The 25,064-nt window shown below is 71.1% G+C and carries 19 protein-coding genes; 5 read left to right on the top strand and 14 right to left on the bottom strand.

All coding sequences use genetic code 11. The annotated features are described in order from the left end of the window. Nucleotides 1-12: 12 nt before the first annotated feature. Nucleotides 13-435, top strand: coding sequence for a DNA polymerase III subunit chi (locus tag ACVCMG_RS14555; RefSeq protein ID WP_395119959.1), 423 nt, complete (start codon nt 13-15; stop codon nt 433-435). A 14-nt stretch (nt 436-449) separates the two neighbouring features. Here ACVCMG_RS14555 and ACVCMG_RS14550 read toward each other — a convergent pair whose 3' ends face one another. From ACVCMG_RS14550 to ACVCMG_RS14540, 3 genes are all read right to left on the bottom strand, one after another. Continuing rightward, nucleotides 450-3,998, bottom strand: coding sequence for an ATP-binding protein (locus ACVCMG_RS14550; protein WP_447114440.1), 3,549 nt, complete (start codon nt 3,996-3,998; stop codon nt 450-452). A 139-nt stretch (nt 3,999-4,137) separates the two neighbouring features. Continuing rightward, entirely contained in the window at nt 4,138-7,701 is a 3,564-nt protein-coding gene (locus ACVCMG_RS14545; protein WP_447114439.1) for a two-component regulator propeller domain-containing protein, read from the bottom strand. A 96-nt stretch (nt 7,702-7,797) separates the two neighbouring features. Beyond that, nucleotides 7,798-8,346, bottom strand: coding sequence for a YdeI/OmpD-associated family protein (locus ACVCMG_RS14540; protein ID WP_447114438.1), 549 nt, complete (start codon nt 8,344-8,346; stop codon nt 7,798-7,800). Between the two features lie 138 nt (nt 8,347-8,484). Between ACVCMG_RS14540 and ACVCMG_RS14535 the strand changes: the two genes are divergently transcribed. Continuing rightward, a complete protein-coding gene (locus ACVCMG_RS14535; RefSeq protein WP_447114437.1) occupies nt 8,485-9,948 on the top strand; it encodes a GTPase in 1,464 nt (487 codons plus the stop codon). 109 nt (nt 9,949-10,057) lie between these two features. Here ACVCMG_RS14535 and ACVCMG_RS14530 read toward each other — a convergent pair whose 3' ends face one another. Further along, a complete protein-coding gene (locus ACVCMG_RS14530; protein WP_447114436.1) occupies nt 10,058-11,806 on the bottom strand; it encodes a hypothetical protein in 1,749 nt (582 codons plus the stop codon). An 82-nt stretch (nt 11,807-11,888) separates the two neighbouring features. Next, a complete protein-coding gene (locus tag ACVCMG_RS14525) occupies nt 11,889-12,761 on the bottom strand; it encodes a hypothetical protein (protein WP_447098254.1) in 873 nt (290 codons plus the stop codon). Nucleotides 12,762-13,163: 402 nt separating this feature from the next. Between ACVCMG_RS14525 and fusA the strand changes: the two genes are divergently transcribed. Then, nucleotides 13,164-15,206: an elongation factor G gene (fusA, locus tag ACVCMG_RS14520; protein WP_447114435.1), complete on the top strand. Its 2,043-nt coding sequence runs from the start codon at nt 13,164-13,166 to the stop codon at nt 15,204-15,206. 39 nt (nt 15,207-15,245) lie between these two features. Continuing rightward, nucleotides 15,246-16,139: a sel1 repeat family protein gene (locus ACVCMG_RS14515; RefSeq protein ID WP_447114434.1), complete on the top strand. Its 894-nt coding sequence runs from the start codon at nt 15,246-15,248 to the stop codon at nt 16,137-16,139. 147 nt (nt 16,140-16,286) lie between these two features. Here the strand turns inward: ACVCMG_RS14515 and ACVCMG_RS14510 are convergent, their stop codons facing one another. From ACVCMG_RS14510 to ACVCMG_RS14470, 9 genes are all read right to left on the bottom strand, one after another. Next, nucleotides 16,287-16,664 carry a hypothetical protein gene (locus ACVCMG_RS14510; protein ID WP_447098251.1) on the bottom strand — a complete coding sequence of 126 codons (378 nt, stop codon included), beginning with the start codon at nt 16,662-16,664 and terminating at the stop codon, nt 16,287-16,289. 66 nt (nt 16,665-16,730) lie between these two features. Further along, nucleotides 16,731-18,038, bottom strand: a complete 1,308-nt coding sequence (locus tag ACVCMG_RS14505; RefSeq protein WP_447114433.1) for a DUF58 domain-containing protein — start codon at nt 18,036-18,038, stop codon at nt 16,731-16,733. Beyond that, nucleotides 18,038-19,036: an AAA family ATPase gene (locus ACVCMG_RS14500; protein WP_395119970.1), complete on the bottom strand. Its 999-nt coding sequence runs from the start codon at nt 19,034-19,036 to the stop codon at nt 18,038-18,040. The genes ACVCMG_RS14505 and ACVCMG_RS14500 overlap by 1 nt, the downstream gene beginning before the upstream one ends. Next, entirely contained in the window at nt 19,033-20,148 is a 1,116-nt protein-coding gene (locus tag ACVCMG_RS14495) for a DUF4350 domain-containing protein (protein WP_447114432.1), read from the bottom strand. Before ACVCMG_RS14495 ends, ACVCMG_RS14500 begins: the two co-directional genes overlap by 4 nt. Further along, nucleotides 20,145-21,677 (bottom strand): DUF4129 domain-containing protein, encoded by a 1,533-nt coding sequence (locus tag ACVCMG_RS14490; RefSeq protein WP_447114431.1) that lies wholly within the window; start codon nt 21,675-21,677, stop codon nt 20,145-20,147. Before ACVCMG_RS14490 ends, ACVCMG_RS14495 begins: the two co-directional genes overlap by 4 nt. Beyond that, complete coding sequence (locus tag ACVCMG_RS14485; RefSeq protein ID WP_395119973.1) at nt 21,667-22,644, bottom strand: stage II sporulation protein M; 978 nt, start codon at nt 22,642-22,644, stop codon at nt 21,667-21,669. The genes ACVCMG_RS14490 and ACVCMG_RS14485 overlap by 11 nt, the downstream gene beginning before the upstream one ends. Then, nucleotides 22,641-23,321 (bottom strand): RDD family protein, encoded by a 681-nt coding sequence (locus ACVCMG_RS14480; RefSeq protein ID WP_395119974.1) that lies wholly within the window; start codon nt 23,319-23,321, stop codon nt 22,641-22,643. Before ACVCMG_RS14480 ends, ACVCMG_RS14485 begins: the two co-directional genes overlap by 4 nt. Then, nucleotides 23,322-23,840: an RDD family protein gene (locus ACVCMG_RS14475; protein ID WP_447106593.1), complete on the bottom strand. Its 519-nt coding sequence runs from the start codon at nt 23,838-23,840 to the stop codon at nt 23,322-23,324. Nucleotides 23,841-23,922: 82 nt separating this feature from the next. Continuing rightward, nucleotides 23,923-24,390, bottom strand: a complete 468-nt coding sequence (locus ACVCMG_RS14470) for an SET domain-containing protein (protein WP_395119976.1) — start codon at nt 24,388-24,390, stop codon at nt 23,923-23,925. A gap of 178 nt (nt 24,391-24,568) precedes the next feature. On the opposite strand from ACVCMG_RS14470, the gene ACVCMG_RS14465 reads away from it, so the two are divergent. After that, complete coding sequence (locus ACVCMG_RS14465; RefSeq protein ID WP_447114430.1) at nt 24,569-25,060, top strand: hypothetical protein; 492 nt, start codon at nt 24,569-24,571, stop codon at nt 25,058-25,060. The last annotated feature ends 4 nt before the right edge of the window (nt 25,061-25,064 follow it).

Below are 25,064 nucleotides of genomic sequence, written 5' to 3'. Positions count from 1 at the left end.
CACTCCTGCCTTATGCGCGCCGACTTCTACCTGATCGCCAACAAGCCACGCTTCATCGAGCAGCCGCTGCTGCTGGTGTGCGAGCTGGCGAAGAAGGCCTACGCGGCGCAGCAGCCGACGCTGATCCTGGCGCGCGACCACGAGCAGGCGCACGAAATCGACGAACTGCTGTGGGCGTTCGACGACGACGCGATGATCCCGCACCAGCTGGCCGGCGACGACGACGACGAATTCACCGCCGTACTGATCGTGCCGCCCGGCGTCGACACTCCCGACCGCCCGCTGCTGATCAACCTGCGCGACCGCTGCCCCGACCAGCCGTGCGAACGGGTGCTCGAAGTGGTACCCGCCGACCCCGATGCCCGCGACGGCTCGCGCGAACGCTGGCGCGAGTACCAGCGGCGCGGTTTCGAACTCCACAAGAGCGACCAGTAGGAGCCCGCTCGTCGTCAGGCCGGGGGCGCTTCGGCCGGCGTCGCCAGTGCACGCGCCAGTGCCGCCGCCAATTGCTCGCCGCTGACCGGCTTGCGCAGGAAGCCGTCCATGCCCGCTTCGCGGGCGCGCGCCTCGTCGCGGCCGCCGGAGCGGGCGGTGACCGCGATGATCGGCACGTGGCGGGCGTCACGTTCGCGCTGGCGGATCAGCCGTGCGATCTGGAAGCCGTCGACGCCGGGCAGGTCCAGGTCCAGCAGCACCGCGTCGAAACTCACGTGCGCCAGTTCGGACAGTGCGGCCAGCCCGTTGACCACGTGCACCACCGCGTGGCCCTCGCGCTCCAGCAGGCCCCGGATCACCACCGCCACGATGGTGTCGTCCTCCACCAGCAGCAAGCGGTAGCTGCGGGCGGTGCGGGTCGGCGTCGGCGCTTCGACCGGCGGCTCGGCCAGCGGCAGGCGCACGCGGAAGGTGCTGCCGTGGCCCACGCGCGATTCCAGCTCGATGCTGCCGCCCATCATGTCCACCAGCTCCCGGCAGATCGCCAGGCCCAGGCCGCTGCCCGCCGCACGCTGCGGGCCGTCGGCCTGCTCGAAGCGCTGGAACAAGCGCGCCTGGCTCGCCTCGGGAATGCCCGGCCCGGTGTCGCTGATGCCGAACTGCAAACCGTCGGCGGTGCGCTGCGCGCTCAGCGCGACGCTGCCGTGCTCGGTGAACTTCAAGGCATTGTTGGCCAGATTCAGCAGGATCTGCTTGATCCGCACCGCGTCGCCGAGCAGTTGTGCCGGCAGATCGTCGGCCAGTGCCAGCTCGAAGCGGATGCCCTTGGCGTGGGCCAGGCCCTGCTCCAGCTGCGCCACGTCCTCCAGCAACTGGCGCGGGCTGAACGGCGCCGGCTCCAGCTCCAGCCGGCCGGCCTCGATGCGGGCCAGGTCGAGCGCGTCGTTGAGCAGCTTCAGCAGCATGCCGCCGGAGCGTTGCATTGCCTGCGTGTAGTCGTGCTGCTGCCGGTTCAGCGGCGTGCTCAACAGCAGCTCGGCCATGCCCATCACGCCGGTCATCGGCGTGCGTATTTCATGGCTCAGGGTGGCCAGGAACTGCGTCTTCGCCGCGCTGGCCGCCTCGGCCATCTGCCGCTGCTGCTCGGCCAGCTGGATCTTGTGGCGCTGCGCCAGGCGACGGCGCCAGGCATGCAGGATCAGAGCCACCAGCGCCGCCACCAGCAGCACGTAGATGGCCCACGCCCACCAGCGCAGCCACGGCGGCGCCTCGACCTGGATGCGCAGCGGCGTGGCCAGGTGCACCCATCGGCCATTCGCGCCCGCGGCCATCACGTCGAGCGTGTAGTCACCTGCGCCGAGGCCGCTGAAATCGCGCTCGCCGCGGCTGCCGGTGTCCACCCAGTCGCTGTCGAAGCCGTACAGCCGGAAACGGTAGCGGTTGGCAGCCGGCGCGACATAGGAGAACACCCGCGCCTCGATCGCGAGCTGGCTGTCGTGCCAGTCCATGTGCAGCGGCTGCGTGCCGATCGGCAGTGCCTGGGTGGCGCCGCGGTGGCGCACCCTGGCCTGGGTGAGCGCCATCTGCGGCACGCTGGTCTGCCGGTTGCTCCGGTCCGGGTTGAACGCCACCACGCCGCCCAGGGTGGCGGCGTAGATGTAGCCGCTGGGCATCCGCGCGTAGCCGCGGAAGAACTCGCCGTTGGTCAGGCCATCCTGCAGGCCGAACGAACGGAACGTGCCGGTGTCCGGCTCGAACCGCCACAGGCCGTCGTGGCCGAAAACCCAGACCCGGCCGGCCGCATCGACGCGCAGGTCGGTGACGTTGACCGACGGCCAGCCATGCACCGCGTCGATCCGGCGGTCCGCCACGATGCCGTCGCCGCCGCGGCGGTAGTGGACCAGCCCGTCGGCATTGGCCATCCACAGTCCGTCGGCGGTGAAATCGAAGGCGTCGACGGATTGCCCTGCCGGCCCGCCCGGCACCATCACGAAGCGGCCCCGGGTCGTGTCCAGCCACATCATGCCGCCGTCGCTGGCGTACCAGAAGATGCCGTCGTGCAGCGTCATCTGGCTGCCCCAGCGCACCTTGTCGCTGGAGCCGTCCATCGGCACCGGCTGGACCGCCAGCGTCTCCGGGTCGATGCGGAACAGGCCCTGGCCGAAGGTGCGCGCATACATCTGGCCATCCGGCCCGGACTCGACCTCCAGCGGCCGCTGCAGCATCGCGCCGGCCGGGTCGACCCGGTCGAGCCGCCCGTCGGTGTCGCGGTACAGCGCGCCCTGCACCACCACCCACAAGCGGTTGCTCGCGTCCTCGGTCATGCCGACCACGTCGCCGCGCAGTCCCGATATCGCGTGCTCGACCGCGCCGGTCACCGGATCGAGCCGGTCGACCCGGCCGCCGCGCTGGCCCACCCACACGTGGCGACCGTCCTTGCCGCGCGCCATGGTGGTGGCGATCGCGTCGCGCAGGCTGGACGGATCGTCCGGCGTGTGGGTGAAGCGGCTGAAGCGGTTCCAGCCCGGCCCCAGGTACGCCACGCCGCCGTCGTACAGCGCCGCCCACATGCCGCCTTCGCGGTCGACCATCAGCTGCCATACCCAGGTACCGGGCAGGTTGCCGTAGAGCACCGGCTGGTCGGCCACCGCGGTCACCGGCCCGCCCGGGCGCGCCTGCAGGAACAGGCCCTTCTGCGTGCCGACCCACAGGCGGCCGGCGGCGTCGCGCACGCTGCTCATCACGTTGGTGGCGGGAATCACGCCGGCGCCGAAGCGGCGCGCCACGCCGTCGGCACCGACGATCCACAGGCCGTCGGTGGCGGCAAGCCGCACCTCGTCGCCGCTGCCGTCGATCCGCCACGCGTCGATGGTCCGCTGCGGCTCGGCCGACGGTACACGGCGGATCGCGCCGTCCGTCTCGCGCACGAATACGCCGTGGCTGCTGCCGATCCACAATCGGCCGCGCCCGTCCACATACAGTGCGGCAACGGTGCCGACCGCGGCTGGCGTGGCACCAAGCTGCGGATCGACCACGTGCTCGAAGCCGCGCTCGTCCGGGTGCATGCGGTCGAGCCCGCCGGCGCTACCTATCCACAAGCTGCCGTCCGGTGTTTGCGCGATGGCCCAGACCCGGTCGCTGGACAGGCTGGCCGGGTCGGCCTGATCGTGCCCCCAGTGGCGGAAGCTGCCGCTGGCCTCGTCGTAGCGGTTCAGGCCAGCGTTGAGGCCGGCGGCCCACAGGCGTCCGCGGCGATCGACCGTCAGCGTGGCAATGCCGTTGGCGTACAGCGAGCCCGGGTCGTTCTCCGCATGCCGGAACACCTTGAAGCCGACGCCGTCGAAACGCGCCAGGCCACCCTTGGTGCCGAACCAGATCGCGCCCTTGCGATCCTGCGCCACGGCGTAGACATTGGTGCTGGGCAAGCCATCCGAGGTGTCGTAGCGGCGAAACTGCGGCGTCGGCAGCGGATCGGCCCGACTCGCGGCCGTCGGGATGGCCGGCATGCCCGCGACGGGCAGGGCCAGCCCGAGGGCCAGGGTCAGCAAGGCTGCCGAAAACATTCAGGTCGTCCCCTTCGGGCTTCCATGCCGGCCAGCACCGCGTTGCATGCGAGCGACGCGCCATGGCGGCAGCCTGTCCCGTAGCGGCCATGATGCCAAAGCCTTCCTGCCAGCGCGAGCACAGGCGCCCGTCCGCGGCTCAGGCCGTGGCATCGCTCGCCGAGGCGATGACCCGGGCCAGCGCACCAGCCAGTTGTTCGCCGCTGACCGGCTTGCGCAGGAAGCCGTCCATGCCCGCTTCGCGGGCGCGCGCCTCGTCGCGGCCGCCGGAGCGGGCGGTGACCGCGATGATCGGCACGTGGCGGGCGTCGGGTTCGCGCTGGCGGATCAGCCGCGCGATCTGGAAGCCGTCGACGCCGGGCAGGTCCAGGTCCAGCAGCACCGCGTCGAAGCTGGCGTGGGCCAGCTCGGCCAGCGCGGCCAGCCCGTTGATCACGTGCACCACGTGATGGCCTTCGCGTTCGAGCAGGCCGCGGATGACCGCCGCCACGATGGTGTCGTCTTCCACCAGCAGCAGGTGATGGCTGCCGCCGGCGGCGAGCGGTGCCGCCAGTGGCGCCGGCTCGGCCGGTTCGGCCAGCGGCAGGCGCACGCGGAAGGTGCTGCCGTGGCCCACGCGCGATTCCAGCTCGATGCTGCCGCCCATCATGTCCACCAGCTCGCGACAGATCGCCAGGCCCAGGCCGCTGCCCGCCGCACGCTGCGGGCCGTCGGCCTGCTCGAAGCGCTGGAACAAGCGCGCCTGGCTCGCCTCGGGAATGCCCGGCCCGGTGTCGCTGACGCCGAACTGCAAACCGTCGGTGGTGCGTTCGCCGCGCAAGGTCACGTGGCCGCGTTCGGTGAACTTGAGCGCGTTGTTGGCCAGGTTCAGCAGCACCTGCTTGATCCGCACCGCGTCGCCGACAACCTGCGCGGGAAGATCGTCGGCCACCTCCAGCACGAAGCGGATGCCGCGCGCGTGCGCCAGGCCCTGCTCCAGTTGCGTCACGTCCTCCAGCAACTGGCGCGGGCTGAACGGCGCCGGCTCCAGCTCCAGCCGGCCGGCCTCGATGCGGGCCAGGTCGAGCGCGTCGTTGAGCAGTTTCAGCAGCATGTCGCCGGAACGTTGCATCGCCCGGGTGTAGTCATGCTGCAGCGGATCGAGCGACGTGCTCAACAGCAATTCGGCCATGCCCATCACGCCGGTCATCGGCGTGCGTATCTCGTGGCTCAGGGTGGCCAGGAACTGGGTCTTGGCTGCGCTGGCCGCCTCGGCCATCTGCCGCTGCTGCTCGGCCAGCTGGATCTGGTGGCGCTGCGCCAGCCGCCGGCGCCAGCCGCGCAACGCCAGCGCGACCACGGCTGCCACCAGCAACAGGTAACCCAGCCATGCCCACCAGCGCAGCCACGGCGGCGCCTGCACCGTGACCAGCAGCGGCCGCGCCTTGCCCCACTGGCCGTCGGCACCATGGCCGTGCACTTCCAGCGTATAACTGCCGGCGCCGAGCCCGACGAACTCGCGCTGGCCCTGGTTGCCGGTGCTCACCCAGCCGCTGTCGAAACCGCCCATGTGGAAGAAGTAGCGGTTCGCTGCCGGGTCCACGTAGGACGACATGCGCGCCTCCACGCGCAAGTCGCGATCGCGCCAGCCCAGGTGCACCGGCTGCTCCGGCGACAGCGCGACGGTCTTGCCGTCGCGGCGCACGCTGACCTGGGTGAGCGACAACAGCGGCAGCGGGCCGGGCCGTTCCAGCCGCGCCAGTTCGGCCGGCTGGAACGCGGTGACGCCGCCGCTGCTGGCGGCAAGCATGGTGCCGTCGGCAGCGATCACCGCCGAGCCGTTGGTGAACTCTTCATTGCTCAGGCCCTGCGCCGCACCGAACTGGGTGAACGTGTGGGTCAGCGGGTTGAAGCGGCGCAGGCCCGGGCTGCTGAACAACCACAGTTGCCCTTGCCGGTCGACCAGCATGGTGCGCAGGTCCGCGATCAGCCCCATCCGGCTGATGTCGACGCTGTCGTCGCGCGTGGCACGCCCGTCCGCCAGGCGGTAATGCTCCAGCGCGGTTTCGGTGGCGATCCAGAAACCGTCGTCATCGAACGCGAAACTGTAGATCTCCCGCCGCGACACGCCCGGCACGAACGCCAGCGGCTGTCCGGGCCCTTCGCTGCGCATCAGCCCGGCCATGCTGGCGTACCAGACCGCCCCGTCGTGCGCCCGCAACTGGTCGAAGAAGCGCGCGCCGTCGGGCGCATCGGCCGGCAGCAGCGGCGTCGACACCAGCGTGTCGGGGTCGATCGCGAACACGCCCTCGCCCCACGACGCCCCGTAGATATGGCCGTCCATGCCGGCGACCAGCGCGAGCGGCCGTTTCATGTGCGTCTGCTCGGCGCCCAGCGTCAGCAGCTTGCCGTGGTCGTAGCGGTAGATGCGTCCGGGCCCGGTGATCCACAGGCGGCCGCGCGCATCCTCCGCCAGCGAGGTGAGGTTGCCGTGCAGGCCGCGCAGCACGTGGCTGACCTCGCCGGTCGCCGTATCCAGCTTGTCGACCCAGCCGTTGTAGCCGCCCACCCACAGCTCGTGGTCGCGCCCGGTCAGCACCGACAGCGCGGCGGTGTTGGACAGGCTGTCGGCATTGTCCGGGATATGCGTGAAACGCGCGAAACCATTCCAGCTCGGCGGCAGGTACGCGATGCTGGACTGGTCGAAGGTGAACCACAGGCCGCCTTCGCGATCGCGGAAAATCTGCCACAGGCGATCGCTGGGCAGGCCGCCAGGCAACAACGGCGCGCCGGTGATGTGCTGCAGCGGGCCCTGTTCCGATTCGAGCCAGACGCCGTCGAGGCTGCCCAGCCACAACCGCCCCTGGCTGTCGCGCACGCTGCTCAGGATGCGCGTGTTGGCCAGTTGCCGATTTGCCAGCGGCCGCGCCACGCCGTCGGCGCCGACCACCAGCAGGCCACCGCTGACCGCCACGCGGATCTCGTCGCCATCGCCCTCGATGCGCCACACCGCGCCGACGTCGCCGCCGAACGCGGGGTCGACCGCCACGCGGCGCACCTTGCCGTCGGTCGAGCGCACGTAGAGGCCACGCTCGCTGCCGATCCACAACCGCCCCTGGTGGTCGGCCAGCAAGGCACGGATGGCGCCGAACGGGGCCGCCTGCCCGCTGTCGGCATCGAGCCGCACGGGTTCGAAGCCGCTCTCGTCGCGGCGCATGCGGTCGAGGCCGCCCTGGGTGCCCACCCAGATCTGGCCGTCGGGGGTCTGCGCGATGCTCCACACCTCGTCGTTGCTGAGGCTGTGCGGATCGTCCGCTGCGTGCGTCCAGTGGTGAAAGCGCCCGCTGTCCTGGTCGTAGACGGTCAGTCCCGCCGAGACGCCGCCGGCCCAGATGCGGTCCGCCTTGTCCACGAACAGGGTGTAGATCTGGTTGCTCGGCAGCGACAGCGGGTCGCCGCTGGCATGCCGGAACACCTTGAACGTGACGCCATCGAAACGCACCAGGCCGCCATCGGCACCGAACCACATCATGCCGCGATGATCCTGCGCCACCGCGTAGATCGAACCACTGGGCACGCCGTCGGCCACGCCATAACGACGGAACTGCGGCGTCGCCGGCATGCTCGCGCCGCCGGCCGGCATCGTCGTGCTGGCGCCGCCGGCGGCCGCGGACCCCGGCGTGGCCATCGCCAGAACCGCACCCAACATGAGCGATGCAAGCATGCGCAGATTCCCCCGACCCGCCCCATCATGCCAAATCGGGCCCATGTCGGCGAGCGTCGCACCGGCCCGCAGCGATGCGTTTTCACGCCTCGTGCGTTATTCCGCCGCGTCGGGCGCCGCCAACGCCTTGCTGTAGAAACCCGACGGATCGAAACAGCACACGCGCCGCTTGCCGGCGGCCAGCATGTCGCAGGCGGCGGCGATGCGCTGCGTGCGGGTCTTCGCCTGCCTGGCCGAGACGATCCAGTGGATCCAGTCCACGCGCGCGATCGTGGTGGTGGCGTCCCAGCCGGCGCGGGCGGCGGGTGCATCGTCCAGCGCCTGGCGCAGGTCGGCCGGCAGCGCGGGTTCCGGCTCATGCTTCACCGGCGCGATCTCCAGCGCCACGGTGTCGCCCGCTTGCGCACGGACGGTCTTGAGCAGGCGGCTGTCCAGCTTCAGCCAGTGGCTCAACTGGCCATCCGGCTCCAGCGTGGCCTGGAAACGATGGCCGTTGATGCTGGCGTCGACCGTGGTGCGCCCGCGGCGCGGCAGCTTCTCGCTCGCCGGCCGCGGCAACAGCACGAAGGCCCACGCGGCATCGTCGGGTATCGCCGGGCGCAGCACTTTCGCCTTGAAGCGGGAGATGGTGTCGGCCTTGGTCATGTCGCATCGTCCTCGGGGAAGGGGCTTGCCGCATGCCTGGGGCAAGGCAGCCCGGGGATCGTACCGCGCATGCCGTGGCGCGGCGAAAGGGCCATCGGCCATGGGCGTGTGCGGCGCGCGAACCCCTACAATCGCCGGATGTCCCGACGCCTGCGCCTGCTGTCCGCCGCCCTGGCCATTGCCGCGCTGCTGTGGCTGCTGTTTGCCGCGGCGGAACGTTTCCTCGCGCTGGCCCAGCGCTTCCTCGCCTTGCCGGCGCCGTTGCAATGGACGCTGGGCCTGGTGCTGGCGATCTTCGCCGCGGCCGGCCTCGCCGTGTTGTGGTGGCTGCTGCGCCCGCGCCGCCGGCGCCGGCCATTGCCGGTGCCCGACCGCGCCAGCCTGGAGCAGCGCATCGACAAGTTGCGCGAACACGGCGCCGACACCGGCGCGCTCGCCACCGAGCTGGGCGAACTCGACCAGCGCCGGCTCGGCGCGCGCCTGTACGTCGCGCTGTTCGGCGAGATCTCCACCGGCAAGTCCAGCCTGATCCGTGCGCTGGCGCCGCAGGCCACACTGGCCAGCGAGGCGCGCGGCGGCACTACGCGCGCGGTCGGTCACTACGACAGCACCTTGCCCGACGGCCGCAACCTGGTACTCGCCGACGTACCCGGCAGCCGCGAGAGTGGCGGCGAAGCGCGCGAACGCGAGGCACGCGAAGAAGCCCTGCGCGCCCACGCGGTGATCTACCTGTGTGCCGGCGACCTCACCCGCAGCCAGGTCGACGAACTGCGCTGGCTCGCCGATTTCGGCAAGCCGCTGCTGCTGGTGTTGAACAAGGCCGACCAGTGGGGCGAGCCGGAGCTGGCGCAGCTGCTGGACAAGCTGCGCGCGCAATCGCGCGGCATCGCCAACGCGGTGGTGGCGATCAGCGCCGGCGGCAGCGAGCGATACCAGCGCCGGCTCGCCGACGGCAGCACCGAATCGGTCGAACGCCAGCGCAAGCCGGCGATCGAACCGCTGCTGCGCGCACTCACCCGCCTCATCGCTCCCGGTGCCGAGGGACTGGAGCCGCGTCGCGAGCAGGCCGTGCTCGCCGGCCTGCACCAGCGCACCGGCACGCTGGAGGCGCAGACCCGCGCCGAAACCGCCGAGCGCATCGTGCGCCAGTACGCCCGCCGCGCGATCGTCGGTGCGATGGCGGCGGTGGCGCCAGGCAGCGACCTGGTGATCCAGGGCGTGCTCGCCACCGGGCTCACGCGGGCGCTGGCCGAGCTGTACGGCGTCGGGCTCAGCGACGTGCAGATCGAGGATTTCGTGCGCCAGGCCAGGCTGACCCTGCGCACCGGCAGCTCGATCGTGCTGGCGGTTGCCGGCAATGCACTGAAGGCGTTCCCCGGCCTGGGCACGCTGGGCGGCGGCGTGCTGCACGCGTTCGCCTACGCGCTGATCTTCGACTCGATGGGCCGCGCCCTGGCCGCCTCGCTGGCCGAGCGGCAGACGCTGGACCAGGACGATGCCGACGCGCGGCTGAAGACCCTGCTCGCCGATGCCGGCGGCGCCCGCCTGCGGCAACTGGCGACCCTGACGATGGACACGCTGCGCGAACCGCGCGGGGAGTAACCCGTGCTCACTGGTAGGGCGGGCACCGCCCGCCGGCTCTTGTTTCGTTTCACGGAAGGCGGCGGGCAGTGCCCGCCCTACCCCGCCGTTGCCGCTGCCGAATCCCGGCCTAATGAAACTGATCGCTCGCCGGCACCCACGAACTGGAAGCCGGGGCCGGCAATCGCACTGGCGTGGCGGGCGGCAATTCCGACGCGCAACCCGGCGGCAACGGGCCGCCGGCGACGCGGGCGGCAGCGCATTCGGCGGCGTTGTCGAACTTCACCATCGGCGTGGAGGTCGCCGGCGTCGGCGTGCTGGCGGCCGCGGGCGGCGCCAGCGGGGCGGCAGGCGCCAGGTGCAATGGCGCATACGCGCTGGCGGCGACCGGTGCCGGCGGCGGGTCGGGGTTGCGGCAGCCGAACAGCGCGATCGGCAGCAGTGGTTTCACCGCGCACTCCACCCGCACGCCACGCGGCAGGTGGAAGGTGTGCTTGACCGTGGTCTTTTCCACCGCGCGGCGCAGCGCGGTGTCGACCGAGCTTTCGTCCTCGGGCGTCCAGTCCTGCTCGAAGCGGGTGGGCCGGTAGCCGACGTCAGGCGTGCGGTGACGCATGATTTCGGTATCGCCGCTCGGCTTCAGCTGCACGTAGTCGCCCACCACGCCGTGCTCCCCGCCTTGCGCTGCGCCGGGTCGATTGCCGCCGAGCTTGCCCGCAGCCAGCGAGGGCGCGTGCTGGCTGCCGGTACTGGCGGCGGCACGAACCGCCGGCGCAGGTGCCGAAGGCGGCGCGACGCTGGTGGCGCCGGCCGGCTCGCCGACCGTGGCGGTGTCGCTGCCTTGCGGCGAGGCCTCCGGCGCGCGGCTGACCTCGGCGGTGGCCGGCAGCGGCAGTGCGGAGGCGGCGGGCGCAGGCGTGATCGCGGCCACGGCGGTCGGTGCCTGCAACACCGGGCGCAGGGTCGCTGGCGTCATCGCCGGCGCCGGTGCGGAGCGCTGCAGGTCCACCTGGGTCGGTGCCAGCGCGCGCGGGGGCGCGACAACCTCGGCCGGCACGGCTTCGGCCAGTTGCGCGGTTTGGGTCAGCTGCGGCACCAGGCGCGGGGCGGGCGGCGCGATCGGCGTGAGGGGCACCAGCGTTTGCGGCTGCGGACGCGGCAGTTGCGGTGGCGCTGGCGCGGGTTCCGGCGCTTCGCTGAGCGGGGCCAGCGTGGTCGGCGCCGCGACTTGCAGCGTGATCGCCGGCGGTGCGGCGACCGCAGGCACGCTCGCCTGCGGCAAGGCCAGCGCGGTCGGCGGCAGGATCGGGCGATTGCCTTCGGCCTGCGGCGGACGTTGCGGCTCGGGCTGGGGCGCCGGCAGCGCGGGAGCCACCGGCGCCGGCAGGGTCAGCGCCAAGGGAGGCGCCGGCACCGCCGGTGCCGCCGGTTTGGGTAGCGGCAGCGGCGTCGGCGCCGGCGCCGGCAGGCTCACTGGCGGCTGCGGCGCGGCGACCGGCGCGGCTTTCGCCGGCTTCGCGGGGGTGGCGGCGGCCGTCAGCGCGACGGCATTGGCGCTCGGTTCGACGCGCGGTGCGGGATGCTGCCGACCCTGCTGGCGCGGCCCGCGCTGCTTCGGTGGCGTGCCATGCACCGGCGGCGGTGGCGGCGGTTCGGGTGGCTCGATCAGGCGCACCTGCAGCAGCGGTTCGCGCGAATGGTCCGGCAGCACGGTGGGTTCGTAGGCCGGGCCGAGCACGAACGCGAACAGGCACAGCAGATGCACCAGCAAGGTGCCGAGGAAGGCCAGCGCGCGACGACCCCGCGACGGCGGCGGCGCGTGCCGACGCAGATGATAGACGCGGCCGCGCGTGGCCGCCGCCAGCGGCGAGTCCAGCAAGACTCGCGCGGGGTTGGCGGCACGACGGGGTGGGACGGAATCCGGGGACGGCGCGGGCATGCGGCCAGTGTAGCGGGGGCCATCAGCGGCCGGCGCCGCGCGCGGCCTTGCGCTCGCGCAACTCCTCGTCCACTGCGCGGTCGGGCGTATCCACCGGGCAGCCTTGCGCCAGCGGCTTGCCGGCGCGATACATCGCGATGCAGGCCTCCACGCCGGGCGGGGTGAAACCGTGCGTGCGACCGTCGGGCGTGCTGGCCGGCGCCATGTTGAGGCGCATGTCGCCACTTTTCGCCGACGGTGGCGGCGGCGGGTCGCCACCGCAACCACCGGCGAGCATCGCCAGCGACACGGCGCAGTGGATGCGGATGCCGCCGGGCAGGTGGATCGTCGTTTTCTTCGTGGTCTTGTCCACCAGCTTCTGCAGCGCGCTGTCGACGGAGCTGCCGCCCTTGTCCCAGTCGTCCGCGAAACGGGTGGGCTTGTACTTGACCGGGCTGTCGTGACGCATGACCTGCGTATCGCCCTGCGGCATGCGTTGCACGTAGCCGGGCACGGGCGCACTGGAAACAGGCGCCGGCGGCAGCAGTGGCTGGCCATGCTCGTCGTACAACCGCAGCGGCGGGGCCTGCACCACCATGGCGCCCTTGGCCGGCGGCTCCGGCCGTGCCCGCGTCGGCGGCGGTGCGGCGGGCGGCGCGGGCGGCAAGGCCAGCGGCGGCGGCGCGTGGCTTGCCGGCGTGTCCTCGATCAGGCGGATCTGCAGGAACTGCTCGGGTGGCGCCTCCTCGTGCGGTACCGGCGGGCGCGTGCCGTACCACGCCACCAGCGCGAACAACGCATGCAACAGCAGTACCGCGGCGAGCGTCCAGCGATGCGTGGCCCGCTCGACCGGCGGCTCGTGCCAGCGATGCCGTTGCCGCGTGGCCCGCGCACGCCAGTCGCCAGCCGCGGGCACGAGCTCGCGCCGCTCGGGTTCGGGCGGCTCGGGCGTGGCTGGCTGGGGCTGCGGCGCAACGGCGATGGCGGTGCCTCGTGGAAATCGGTGGGCGGTCGCAGCATGGCCGAAGGCGATTGAACCCCGCTAGACCGGCGTGACGATCGCGTCGCCGGGGCGCGCGACACCTGGGACAGACAGCCGCCGGCGCCGCGCGGTTCCCCGCAGTGCAGCTTGACCCCACTTGCGCATGGCACAAGGCTAGGCCGATCGACGCCCCGCGCCGATCCCCCGCCATGACCGCCCTCGCCGCCGCATCGCGCAGGACGACCATGACGGCCCGCTTTTCCAGCCGCCCCGCGCGGCCTCGGGCGGTGCCGTTCATGCCACGAGGCTGCGCCCCCGCATGAGGAGGGTCGCATCGTGTCCGAACTCGTCACGGAACATATCCGCAACATCGCGCTCGCCGGTCACGCCGGCGCCGGCAAGACCACGCTGTTCGAGGCCTTGCTGCATGCCGGCGGGGCGATCCAGTCCATCGGCACCGTCGAGCGCGGCAATACCGTGTCGGATACCGACGCGCAGGAACAATCGCGCGCCCATTCCATCGACAGCAGCATCGCCCAGGTCGAGCACGGCGACTGCCGCATCAACCTGATCGACACCGCCGGCTACGCCGATTTCCGCGGCGGCACGCTGTCCGCGCTGGCTGCGGTGGAGAGCGTGGCGATCGTGGTCAACGCGATCAACGGCATCGAGCACGGCACGCGCCGCATGATGATGCACGCCCACGAGCGCGGCCTGGCGCGCATGCTGGTGATCAACAAGATCGACTTCGACGGCGCCGACCTCGCCGCCCTGGTCGACGCGCTGCGCGAGGAATTCGGCAGCCAGTGCCTGCCGGTCAACCTGCCGGCGCAACGCGGCAACCGCGTGCTGGATTGCTTCTTCCACGACGACGGCGCCACCGATTTCTCCTCGCTGGCCGCGGCGCACCAGCAGATCATCGACCAGGTGGTGGAGGTCAACGAGGCACTGATGGGCCGCTACCTGGACGAGGGCGAGCAGGCGCTGGGCGCGCAGCAATTGCACGACGCCTTCGAGCAATGCCTGCGCGAAGGCCACCTGGTGCCGATCTGCTTCACCAGCGCGCGCACCGGTGCCGGGGTGAAGGAACTGCTCGACGTCGCCGCGCGACTGCTGCCGAATCCGGCCGAGGGCAACCCGCCACCGTTCGTGCGCGGCGACGGCATGCCGCTGCGCGTGACCGGCGATGCGCGGGCGCCGGTGATCGCCGACGTGTTCAAGATCATCAACGACCCGTTCGTGGGCAAGCTGGGCGTGTTCCGCGTGTGGCAGGGCACCGTGCGGCGCGACAGCCAGTTGCTGGTCGACGACGGCCGCAAGCCGTTCAAGGTCGGCCACCTGTTCCGCCTGCAGGGCAAGAACCACGTGGAGATCGAGGCGGCGATCCCCGGCGACATCGCCGCGGTGGCCAAGGTCGAGGAAATCCACTACGACGCGGTGCTGCACGATTCGCACGACGACGATCGCATCGCGCTGGCGCCACCGCGGTTTCCCACGCCGATGGTCGGCCTGGCGCTGGAGCCGCGGCACAAGGGCCAGGAGCAGAAGCTCTCCAACGCGCTGGCGCGCCTGGCCGAGGAAGATCCCTGCTTTCGCGTCGAGCACCACAAGGAACTCAACGAGACCGTGGTGCGCGGGCTCTCCGAGCTGCACCTGAAGGTGATGCTCGAGCGCATGCGCGAACGCTACGGCGTGGAAGTGGAGACGCGCCCGCCGCGCATCGCGTATCGCGAAACCATCGCCGCCCTCGCCGAAGGCCACCACCGGCACAAGAAGCAGACCGGCGGCGCCGGCCAGTTCGGCGAGGTGTTCCTGCGCATCGAGCCGCTCGATCGCGGCGCCGGCTTCGAATTCGTCGACGCGATCAAGGGCGGCGTGATCCCCGGCCAGTTCCTGCCGGCGATCGAGAAAGGCGTGCGCCAGGCGATGGAGCGCGGCGTGGTGGCCGGCTACCCGCTGCAGGACCTGCGCGTGACCGTCTACGACGGCAAGTACCACTCGGTCGACTCCAAGGAGGTGGCCTTCATCAGCGCCGGCAAGAAGGCCTTCCTCGACGCCGTGGCCAAGGCGCATCCCGTGCTGCTGGAGCCGATCGTCAACGTCGAGGTGGCGATCCCCGAGCGCCACGTCGGCGACGTCACCGGCAGCCTCGCCGGCAAGCGCGCGCGCATCCTGGGCACCGATGCGCAGCGTGGCGGCGAGCTGGTGATCAAGGCGCAGGCCCCGCTGGCCGAACTGATCGATTACCCCACCGAACTGAAATCCATGACCGGCGGCCGTGGCCGCTACAGCCTCGACCTGAGCCACTACGAAGCCGCCCCCGCCACCGTGCAGAAGCAGTTGGGAGAGGCTTGGAAGCCGCGCGCGGAGGAGGATTGAAGTGCATCGGGTGGCCTCTTGCCGGCGCGCCACGCTACGATGCCGGAGCACTATCCAGTTCACCACCAGCCAAGGGAATTGCTGATGAAGCCACTGTTGCTCGTTCCGACATGCCTGCTGCTGGCATGCGTCTCCACCCTTTGCCTGGCGGGTCAGTCGGCCGACGGCTCCAACGCACGGCCGGCTTCGACCCATGTCGCGCCCGCGGACGCGCCGCCACCGACGCCACCGCCACGGCAGACGCCTGACATCGAGCGCACCCTGCGCGCCATGGACGACGCCTCCACCCAGGGACACCCGGATCTCTTCGGCCAGTTTGCCGGCATGCGGCGCCTGTTCGAGGGCGATTACCAGGGCGCCATGAAGTACTTCCGGATCGGTTCGCGCTACGCCGACAAGATGTCCCAGCTCAGCATCGCGATGATGTATCTCAACGGCCGGGGCGTGAGGAAGGACCGGGCCAGTGCCTGCGCCTGGATCACGCTGGCCGCCGAGCGTGGCTACCCTTCCTACGTCAACGCGCGCGACCGGATCTGCGCCGCGCTGGCACCCGCACAACGCACGCAGGCGAACACGATGCTGGCCGCGTTGATGGCCGAGTTCGGCGACGCCGTGGCCAAGCCGAGGATGAAGCTGGCCCTGATCTCGGCCAGGAACTCGCTGACGGGATCGCACCTGGGCCACGACTCCGGCGTCAAGGTCATGGGGTTGAACGCCGACAATCCGACCCGCTGCGGCGGCAACCGTCTCGTCCTCGGCGGCGTGGAGATTCCCCGCGAAGGATGCGGCAGGTACAACCCGTCGCTGCTGGACCCAAACCGTTATTTTGCCGCGCGGGACGCGCAATGGTTCGGCACGGTGACCGTCGGCAAGATGATCAAGGCGGACCCGCCGCCGTCCACCGCACCGGGTGCAAGCGATCACTCCCACTGAGTGGGTCGCCCGAAGCCGCTCCGGTATGACTGTCACTGCCCGATGGCGCGCGCCTTTCAGCGCGCGCCTGGAGGGCAGCCCAGGTCGAACCATGCCGTCTTGGCACGCGTGACGCCGAACCCGTGAGGTTCCGCGCCAACCGGCAGCCTAGTAATCCCTGGCCCCGAGCAGCCCCACCGCGTAACCGGCCTGGCGCAGCCGCGAGGTGGCCCGGGAACTCAGCATGACCAGCACGAGCAGGCCGACCAGCGGGACGAGCATCAGCACCAGCAGCACGATGCGCCCCCAGACGGGGTAGTCCAGGCCGCGGGCGATCTTGTAGATGCCGGTCCAGGACATCCCCAGGCAGACCAGCAGGGCGAGCAAGGCGATCGGGCCGACCGCGGCGCGCAGCGCGGCGGCGAGGAAGTACAGCAGGATGGCGTAGATCACCAGCTTCTGGCCGGAAGCGACATCGTCCAGCGACGCGCTGCGCTTTTCGCGAACCTCCAGCACGGCACCGGGACTCTGGTACGGATTTTCCATGATTTCCCCCTGATCGGTTTTGAACGACGTTTGCCCGGCGACAAGCGCAACGCGCCGGGATTTCCCCTACAGCCGATTCCCCCGCTTGATCGCCAGGTAGCGCTCGATCAGCGCACCGGACAGTTCGCCGCAGCTCACGTCCAGCGTGTTGATGCCTTCGCGACGCAGCGCTTCGTGGGTGCGTTCGCGATCGGCCAGGTAGTTCATGGCGGCGGCGCTGCGGATGCTGCCTTCCAGTTCGTCGCCGGGGTCGGCGGCGGCGTAGTCGAGGGCCAGTTCGCGCAGGCTGACCAGCATCACCAGGTGACGCCGGGACAGCATGCTCACCGCGGCGCGCAGTTCGGCGTCGTCCTCGTCGCGCACGTTGGTGATCAGCACCACCAGCGCGCGACGTTGCTGGTGCGCCTGCAGGGCGCTGGCAGCGGCGAGGTAGTCGGTGGCCAGCGGCATCGCGTGCAGGTCGTAGCCGGCGCCGAGCAGCATGTCCATGCCGCCGCTGCCCTGTTGCGGCGGCAACCAGCGTTGCTGCTGGCCGGTGCAGGCCAGCAGGCCGACCGCATCGCCCTGGCGCAGCGCGATGCTGGCCAGTGCCAGCGAGGCGTTCAGCACGTGGTCGAAATGCACCCGGCGATCATCCTGCGCCAGCAGGCGGCGACCGCAGTCGAGCATCAGCACCACCTGTTGGTTGCGCTCGTCGCGGTACTCGCGCGAGATCAGCCGGCTGCTGCGCGCGGTGGCCTTCCAGTCGATCTTGCGCAGGCTGTCGCCGACGCGGTAGTCGCGCAGCTCCTGGAACTCGGTGCCTTCGCCGCGACGCCGTTGCAGCCGCGCGCCGACGCTGCGCGAGGCAAGTTCCACGCTCAAGCCCGCCAGCTCGACCAGCGCGGCGAAGTTCGGATACACACGCACCGTCGACGCGGCGCCGAGCACGCGGCGCACCGACCAGCAACGCCACGGCGAATGCAATTGCACGTGGCAGCCGTCGAAGGCGAACTGGCCGCGTGCGTCGGGCGTGACCGCGTACTCGAGTCGCACGTCGCCGCCCGCCGGCAGCAGCAGCGTGCGCGGCATGCCGCGCACCGCCCAGCCGCCCGGATGCAGGTCGTGCAGGCGCAACTTCTGCGCGCGCCGCGTGGTGCCGCGCACGCGCAGGCCGATCCGCGCCTCCGGCCCCAGCGGCAGCACCGGCGCCAGCTCGCGCGACACCTCGGGCGACGGCATCCGGCGCAGGCGCCAACCATCGACGAGCGCCAGCAACGCAAGCGCACCGCCGGCAGCCAGCCACGCCGCCAGCGGCAGCCAGCCGAGGCTGGCCAGCACGCCGAGCACGGTCCAGCCGAGCAGCAGCCACAGCAGCGCGGGCGCAGGCCTCATCACTGTCGCGGTGCCGGCACCTTGTGCAGCAGCGCCTTGAGCACGTCGTCGGGGCGCTGGCGTTCGAGCAGCGCCTCCGGCGCCAGCAGCAGGCGATGGCGCAAGGCCGGCAACGCCACTGCGCGCACGTCGTCCGGGGTGACGAAATCGCGGCCGTCGACCGCTGCCTGCGCGCGCGCCAGCCGCGCCAGCGCCAGGCCGCCGCGCGGACCGGCGCCGCCGATCACGCCCGGCCATTCGCGCGTGGTGCGCGCAATGCGCACCGCGTAGTCGGTGACCGCGGCATCCATGCGGATCGACGCCACCGCCCGCTGCACCGCCAGCAACTGCGCCTGGCTCAGCACCGGCTGCACCTGCGACACGTCGAGGTCGGCGGCAACCTTGCCGTCGATCACGCGCGCGACCATGCGCCGCTCGTCCTCCAGCCCCGGATAGCCGATCACCACCTTGATCAGGAAGCGGTCCAGCTGCGCCTCGGGCAGCGGGTAGGTGCCCTCCTGCTCGATCGGGTTCTGCGTGGCCACCACCATGAACGGTGCCGGCAGCGCGAAGCGACGACCCTCGATGGTCACCTGCCCCTCCTGCATCGATTCGAGCAACGCGGCCTGGGTCTTGGCCGGCGCGCGGTTGATCTCGTCGGCCAGCAGCAGGTTGGCGAATACCGGGCCGCGGCGGATCTGGAAACGTTCGGTCTTGGGGTCGTAGATCGCGTGGCCGGTGACGTCGGCCGGCATCAGGTCGGGAGTGAACTGCACGCGGCCGAAGGTGCAGCCGACCGACGCGGCCAGCGCGCGCACCAGCAGCGTCTTGCCCAGCCCGGGCACGCCCTCGATCAGCACGTGGCCGGTCGCCAGCAGCGCCAGCAACACCTGGTCGAACACCTCGGCCTGGCCGATGAAGGCGCGCCCGACCTGCTCGCGCAACGCGCGCACGTGGTCGCCGAGTTCGGCGGTGGAAGGCGGCGGCAAGGCCGGCGCGGCGAGCGTGTCGAGGGTCATGGACGATTCCTGAGTCGGGCCAGGGTGAGGATGGAAACGCGAAACGCCTGCGCGTTCGCCGGTGACTGGAAGGCCTGCGCGACGCGCGCGGCGTCCAGCGCGCTGCGCTCGGCCAGGCGCGCGTACAGCGCCTCGCCGTGCAGCATCGCGCAGGCCGGATCGCGGCGACGCAGGCGCGCCAGCACGGCCTGGCAGGCCAGCGCGTGCAGGCTGCGACCGCCGTCGCGGCGATAGATGAACTCGCCGGCGGCCTGCACGTGTTCAAGCAGGGCGCGGCGGTGCGCGGGCGGAGCCGGCAGCAATGGCCCGAGCCGTGCGCTGCGCATCGCCATCCACGCGGCCAGCAGCAACGCCAGCGCGAGCAGCGCGGGCCAGCCCCTGATCGCCAGGAATTGGAGGAAGGGCGGACCGTCCAGCGCGTAGACCAGGTAGATCGTGCCGCGGCCGCGATTGGGCTGCAGCAGGTTCCAGGCAAACTCCTGCGCCGCGGCCTGCTTCAGCGCGGTGTGCGCCAGCGGGGCAAAATTGGCCAGAACGCTGACCGTGCCCTGCCCCAGCGGCATGCGCGCGTACAGATAGCCGTCGTGCGGCGTGCCGATCGCGGCATCGAGTTTCGCCACCGCGCCGGGCTGCAGCCGGAAGCGCGAACCGCACAGGGCGACGTCGTCGCGCTTGCTCGCCGTCGCGCCGTGCAGGGCCGCGCACTCGAACGAGGCGGCGCGCGAATCGAGCACGCCGAGCGCATCGAACAGCGGCGTGTGCGCCACGCTGGCCGCTCCCGGCGACAGCAGCAGGTGGCCGCCGCCGCGCACCCATGCCACCAGCCGTGCCGCATCGGCGGCATCGACGCGGCCGGCATTTTCGCCCAGCAGCACGGTGTCGCCATGGCGCAACGGCAATCGCGCCGCACTCAATGTGGTCAGCGACTGCGCCGGCAGCTGCAGCTCATGCAGCATCAGTTCCAGCGCGAGGAAGCGGTTGCTGCGCGCCGCGCCGTGCGGCGGGATCGTCTCGGTGACGTCCTTGCGCTCGAAGGTGGCGAAGAACCCGGCGACCAGCAGCGCCAGCGCGGCCGCGACCAGGGCGGCGATCAGCAGCGTCTTGCGGTTCATGTCGACGCCCCGGGCTGCGCCGGCCAGCCCGCGAGCAGTTGCTCGACGGTGGCGTCGTCGGGATAGCGCCCGGCGTAGGCAGCGAACTGCCAGGTGCGCACGATCTCGATCACGCGGCGGCTGCGCTGCGGATCGTCGATGGCGCGCGCCTGGCGCAGCCAGTGCGCCTCGGTCGCATCCGCTGCGGGCGGCTGCCGCAGCTCGCGCGCGGTCTGCTCGACGCAGCCGCGATAGAGCAGCGCCAGTGCCTCGCGCCGGCGCTGTGCCTGCCACAGCGCGCGTGCCGCGCCGGCCAGGTCGGCGGGCAACGCGGCTGGCGCGTCGACGATCGACGATATCGGCGGCGACAGCGCCGGCGCGACCTCCTCATCCCGCAGCAGCCAGCGCCCGCGCCAGCGCCAGCCCAGCCAGATCAGGCCGCCCAGCACGCCGATCAGCAGCAGCCACAACAGCAGCTGGAAGAACCCGCCCAGCAAGTGTCCGAGCCAGGGGAACAGCGGATTGATCGACGTCGCGGCCGGTTCCGGCTTGTACTTGAGCTGCCAGCGCCGCACCGTGTGTTCGCCGCCGAAGCGCGGGTCGCGATAAGCCCGCGCGGCCGCTTGCGCCAAGCCCGGCTCGGGTGCCTCCGCGCGCGCGCCGAACAACGCGTCCAGCGACACGCTGGCGGGCTTGTCGACCGCCGCGGCGTGCACCTCGGCCGTCGCCTGCGCCTGCGCGGGAGGTGTCCATGCGCCGAAGCACAGCAACGCAACCGCCAGCAGCGCGGTGCCCTGCAGTCGCGCGCGCAGGCGCCGGAAGGCCAGGTCGATGTCCCACGCCTCCAGTTGCGTGCGCCGGTTGAGATACAGCGCAAAGCCGCAGGCGACGTAGAGCGGTTCGATCACGCTCATCGCCAGATAGGCCACGCCGGCGCCGGCCAGCACCCACGCGGTGGGGATCACCTGCGTGTCGCCGCGCACCAGCTCGATCAGCGATTGCGGCCGCCATTCGTGCGGGATCAGCAGCAGCGCAAACAACCACACGCTGAGGAACAGCACCAGCTCGAACAGCAGGCAGAAATAGGTGAGCAGGCTGGTTTCCCCCACCAGGCGCCGACGCAGCACTTTCCAGCGTGCCGAACGCTGCGCCCGCGTGCTGCCTTCGAGCAGATCGAGCGGCAGGCGCAGCGCGCGGTTGCTGTCGATGCGCAACCAGGTCAGCGCCGCCAACGTCCGTCGCCACGGCCAGCGCGCCTGGCCGCGCAGGGTCTGGCGCCAGCCCGGCGCCTGATCGAACACCGCCCGCGACAACACGTACAGCGGCAGCCGGTCGAACAGCGGCTTCAGCCACCACATCAGCCCCCAGCCCAGCCACGGCCAGCCGAGCGCGACACCGAGCCCGTTGCACAACACGAACAGCGGCAGGGTGAAGGCGAACCACGCCGACCAGACCGGCCGCGCATGCGCGCGCAACATCGCCGCGCCGAGATCCAGCGCCTCGCGCGTCACCCTGGGCCGCAACACCACGCCGATGCGTTCAAGCTCCATGCCGCACCGCCCTGCCGCCGCGCCACAGCCAAGCCAGCACCAGCACCCACAGCACGCCGGCCACGCCGAAGCGCAGCGGATCGGGCAGGCTGGCGATGGAGGACCAGTACGCCTCGATGAACGCCGCCACCAGCAGCATCGCGAATGCGCCCAGCGCCAGTTGCGCGCCGACCCAGCCGGCCGCGACCAGCGCCGGTCCGCGGCGCTGCCGGCCCGGCGCCAGCAAGGTCAGGCCCAGATGCAGGCCGGCGCCACCGGCGATCACCAGCGCGGTGAGCTCGAACGGCGAATGCCCCGCCACAAAGCGCCAGAACGGGCCGCCGTAGCCGATCGCGGTGAGATGGCCGGCGATGCCGCCGATCAGCACGCCGTTGGCGCCCAGCACGTAGACCGCGCCGACGCCGAACACCAGCCCCGAGGCGAACGTGCGAAACGCGATGCCGACGTTGTTCATCACGTAGAAGCCGAACATCTGCAGATCGGTGCCGCTGCTGCGGCCGATGTGCGGATTGGCCGGGTCGTACATCTTCTCGAACTGCGCCAGCTGGGCGCTGCTGAACAGCGTATGCGCCAGCTCCGGGCGCAGTTGCAGCAGCACCAGCAGGCACAGCGCCGGCACGTAGAACAGCACCGCCGCCAGCGCCATGCAGCGCCACTGCGCGCGCACCAGCCGCGGGAAACCGGCCAGCAGAAACATCGCCACCCGATGCCAGCGCGGCGGCGGCGGCCGGTACAGCACGCGGTGGCCATGCTGCACGAGTTGCTGCAGCCGGTCGGTCACCTCGTGGCTGTAGCCGCGGCCGCGGGCCAGCGCCAGGTGGTGGCAGACGCGCCGGTATTCGGCGGGGAAATCCAGCGCCTGCTCCTGCCGCAGCGTGCGTCGCGGCTGGCGGTCCAGCGCATGCAGCCAGGATTGCAGGCGATCCCAGGTCTTGCCGTGCAAGGCCACGAAGCGTTCCTGTTTCATGCGCGCCCCAGCAGCCAGTTCACGTGCGCCACCAGTTGCCGGATTGCCGCGGTGTCGCGCAGGCCGGTCAGCGGGGTCAGCAGGTTGGCCAGTTCCTCCTGGCGCTGCACGGTGAGCTGGCCGGCGCGCTCGGCATAGTCGACCAGCGCGGCCTGTTCGTCGGCGGACAAGGCCAGCGGCAGCGGCAGCGCGGACACCGCCGGTACCTGCTGGCCAGGCGGCAGTTCGCGCGCATGCACCACCATGGTGCCGGCCACGATGTCGCCGAGCCGCCGCGCGTGCGGATCGACCAGGGTGCTGACCAGGCCCACGCCATAGACGCCGGGCAGGATGTCCACCACGCGCAGCAGGTTGCGCACCACCGACGGCAGCCAGGTCACCGGCGTGCCGTCGGCATGCACCACGCGCAGGCCGAGCGCGCGCTTGCCCGGCGTCTGGCCGTCCATCCAGACCTCGCAGACCACCCCATACGCCCACATCAGCGCGAACAGCAGCAGCATCGCCAGGCCGTTGCCGGCCACGCCGAAGATCGACAGCGGGATCATCGCCACCAAGAAGAAGACACCGCGCAACAGCAGGTCGAGCACCCACGCCTGCGCCCGCGGCAACGCTCCGGCGGCACGCAGGCGCAGCGAGATGCCTTCGGCGGTCTCGATCTCGCGGACGGTATCGATCATCTACACGTCGACGACGATGGTATCGGCGATCAGGTCGTGCAGGCAGCGGCGCTCGTTGCCGAAGATCAGCAGCGGATCGATCAGCGTCGCCAGCCGGCCGATGTAGGGAATCACGCCGAGCAGCGCCACCGGCAGCACGCGGATGAAGAGGTAACGCAACAGGCCCATGCGGCTGCCATCGGTACGCACGATGGCGATGTCCAGCATGCGCTTGCCGATGGTCTGGCCACTCCGATGCAGCATGACGCAGTTGACCACGAAGATCGCCACCAGCAGGGCGAAACCCAGCAGCAGCACGCCGATCATCGGCGCGGCCGGCTTGATCCCCTTGCCGACGCCGACTGCCATCATGGCGCCCCACAACACCGGGAGGACCCAGACCAGGTTGATCACCCCGTCGAGCAGCGTCGCCGCCAGGCGCTTGCCGCGGCTGGCCTTGCGTTCCTCCAGGCCCTGCGCGTCCCACGCGCGCACATCGTCGACCGTTGCCTCGGGCGCGGCATAAGGATTGGCTTCCATCGCATTCCCCCGTCACTGTCCATGTTGCCGCTCCCCCCGGCCGGCAACTGCGGCGAGTATAAAAGCGTTGTCCGGAACGCGGCTACCGCTTGGGCTTGAGCAACGTGCCGGTGCATTTCGGCGCGCCGCACAGGCACTGCCACAGCTTCTTCAGCCGCGCGGTGTGCGGCACGTCAAGCACGATGCCGTAGTCGTAGGTGAGTTCATCGCCGGGCTTGATGTGGCGGATCGCCTCGATCTTCACCTTGTCCCGGCGCGGGTCGCCGCTGGCGCTTTCCTCGACCACGGCGCGGCAGTTCGGCGCGCAGCTGTGGTTGATCCAGCGCGCGGTGTTGCCGCGCTGGTTGGCGTCGATCACGTACTTCTCGTTGAGCGTGAACAAGAAGGTATGCCCGGTTTCACCACCGTCCCCGTACAGCGCATCGGCCTCGTCCGGCGTGAGCAGCTTGCCCTTGTATTCGATGATCTCCTCGCCGCGGGCGATCGGCGCGGTGGCGAATACGCCGTTGCCGTGGATCGGCGAGCGGCGGGCAACGAAACGTCGTGACATGCTGCAGTATCCGGGCTGGAAGGCAAGCCGACGATGATGCCTGTTCGCGCGCCATCGCGAAACCCGGCGCCACCGCGATCCCCGGCGCGAGCCGCGACGACGGCCTGCCCGGTCGACTGGCGCGGACACCCCGATCGCGGTTAGAGTCAGGATTCAAACGATCGTTTGGAGAACTGCGATGCGTCCGTTGCGCTGGGTCATTGCCCCGTTCCTGCTCGCCGTGCTGGCGTTTGGCCTGGCCGCCTGCGGCCCGGCGAAGAAAAGCGTGTTCCCGCCCACGGTGAGCATCCAGCAGTTGCAGGTGCTGTCCAACGGGCAGTGGCAGCTGAGCGTGCGCATCCAGAACAACAGCTACGCCGGGATGGACTTCCAGTCGCTGGACGGCCAGTTGCAGGTCGCCGCGCTGGCGCCGGTGCGGCTGCACGACACGTTCGAGCTGGCCATCCCGCAACTTGCCGGCGACGTGGTGCAGCTCAAGGTATGGCCCACCGCCGCGATGAGCCGCGCACTGGAGGCCATCGCCGACAAGGGCAGCGCCGCGTCGCTGGCCTATTCGATCAGCGGCACCGCGACCGCCAAGCCCGAGCAGGAGAGCAAGGCGCGCGCCTTCGACTTCAGCGGCAAGGACTGGATTTCGGCCGTGCCGGGCATCGCACACACCTTCCGTTAAACCG

Source organism: Rhodanobacter sp. UC4451_H18 (genome assembly GCF_052978225.1).
The sequence above is the reverse complement of the archived record's forward strand: the minus strand, read 5'-3'. Positions and strand labels throughout refer to the sequence as shown.

Excerpts from the sequence above, each read along its gene's own strand:
- ACVCMG_RS14515 (WP_447114434.1), top strand. The coding sequence starts at position 15,246 with ATGCCGGAGCACTATCCAGTTCACCACCAGCCAAGGGAATTGCTGATG.
- ACVCMG_RS14485 (WP_395119973.1), bottom strand. The coding sequence starts at position 22,644 with ATGAAACAGGAACGCTTCGTGGCCTTGCACGGCAAGACCTGGGATCGC.
- ACVCMG_RS14490 (WP_447114431.1), bottom strand. The coding sequence starts at position 21,677 with ATGGAGCTTGAACGCATCGGCGTGGTGTTGCGGCCCAGGGTGACGCGC.
- ACVCMG_RS14545 (WP_447114439.1), bottom strand. The coding sequence starts at position 7,701 with ATGCTTGCATCGCTCATGTTGGGTGCGGTTCTGGCGATGGCCACGCCG.
- ACVCMG_RS14510 (WP_447098251.1), bottom strand. The coding sequence starts at position 16,664 with ATGGAAAATCCGTACCAGAGTCCCGGTGCCGTGCTGGAGGTTCGCGAA.
- ACVCMG_RS14475 (WP_447106593.1), bottom strand. The coding sequence starts at position 23,840 with ATGGAAGCCAATCCTTATGCCGCGCCCGAGGCAACGGTCGACGATGTG.
- ACVCMG_RS14535 (WP_447114437.1), top strand. The coding sequence starts at position 8,485 with ATGTCCCGACGCCTGCGCCTGCTGTCCGCCGCCCTGGCCATTGCCGCG.
- ACVCMG_RS14465 (WP_447114430.1), top strand. The coding sequence starts at position 24,569 with ATGCGTCCGTTGCGCTGGGTCATTGCCCCGTTCCTGCTCGCCGTGCTG.
- ACVCMG_RS14480 (WP_395119974.1), bottom strand. The coding sequence starts at position 23,321 with ATGATCGATACCGTCCGCGAGATCGAGACCGCCGAAGGCATCTCGCTG.
- ACVCMG_RS14500 (WP_395119970.1), bottom strand. The coding sequence starts at position 19,036 with ATGACCCTCGACACGCTCGCCGCGCCGGCCTTGCCGCCGCCTTCCACC.
- ACVCMG_RS14555 (WP_395119959.1), top strand. The coding sequence starts at position 13 with ATGCGCGCCGACTTCTACCTGATCGCCAACAAGCCACGCTTCATCGAG.
- ACVCMG_RS14550 (WP_447114440.1), bottom strand. The coding sequence starts at position 3,998 with ATGTTTTCGGCAGCCTTGCTGACCCTGGCCCTCGGGCTGGCCCTGCCC.
- ACVCMG_RS14495 (WP_447114432.1), bottom strand. The coding sequence starts at position 20,148 with ATGAACCGCAAGACGCTGCTGATCGCCGCCCTGGTCGCGGCCGCGCTG.
- ACVCMG_RS14470 (WP_395119976.1), bottom strand. The coding sequence starts at position 24,390 with ATGTCACGACGTTTCGTTGCCCGCCGCTCGCCGATCCACGGCAACGGC.
- ACVCMG_RS14540 (WP_447114438.1), bottom strand. The coding sequence starts at position 8,346 with ATGACCAAGGCCGACACCATCTCCCGCTTCAAGGCGAAAGTGCTGCGC.
- ACVCMG_RS14505 (WP_447114433.1), bottom strand. The coding sequence starts at position 18,038 with ATGAGGCCTGCGCCCGCGCTGCTGTGGCTGCTGCTCGGCTGGACCGTG.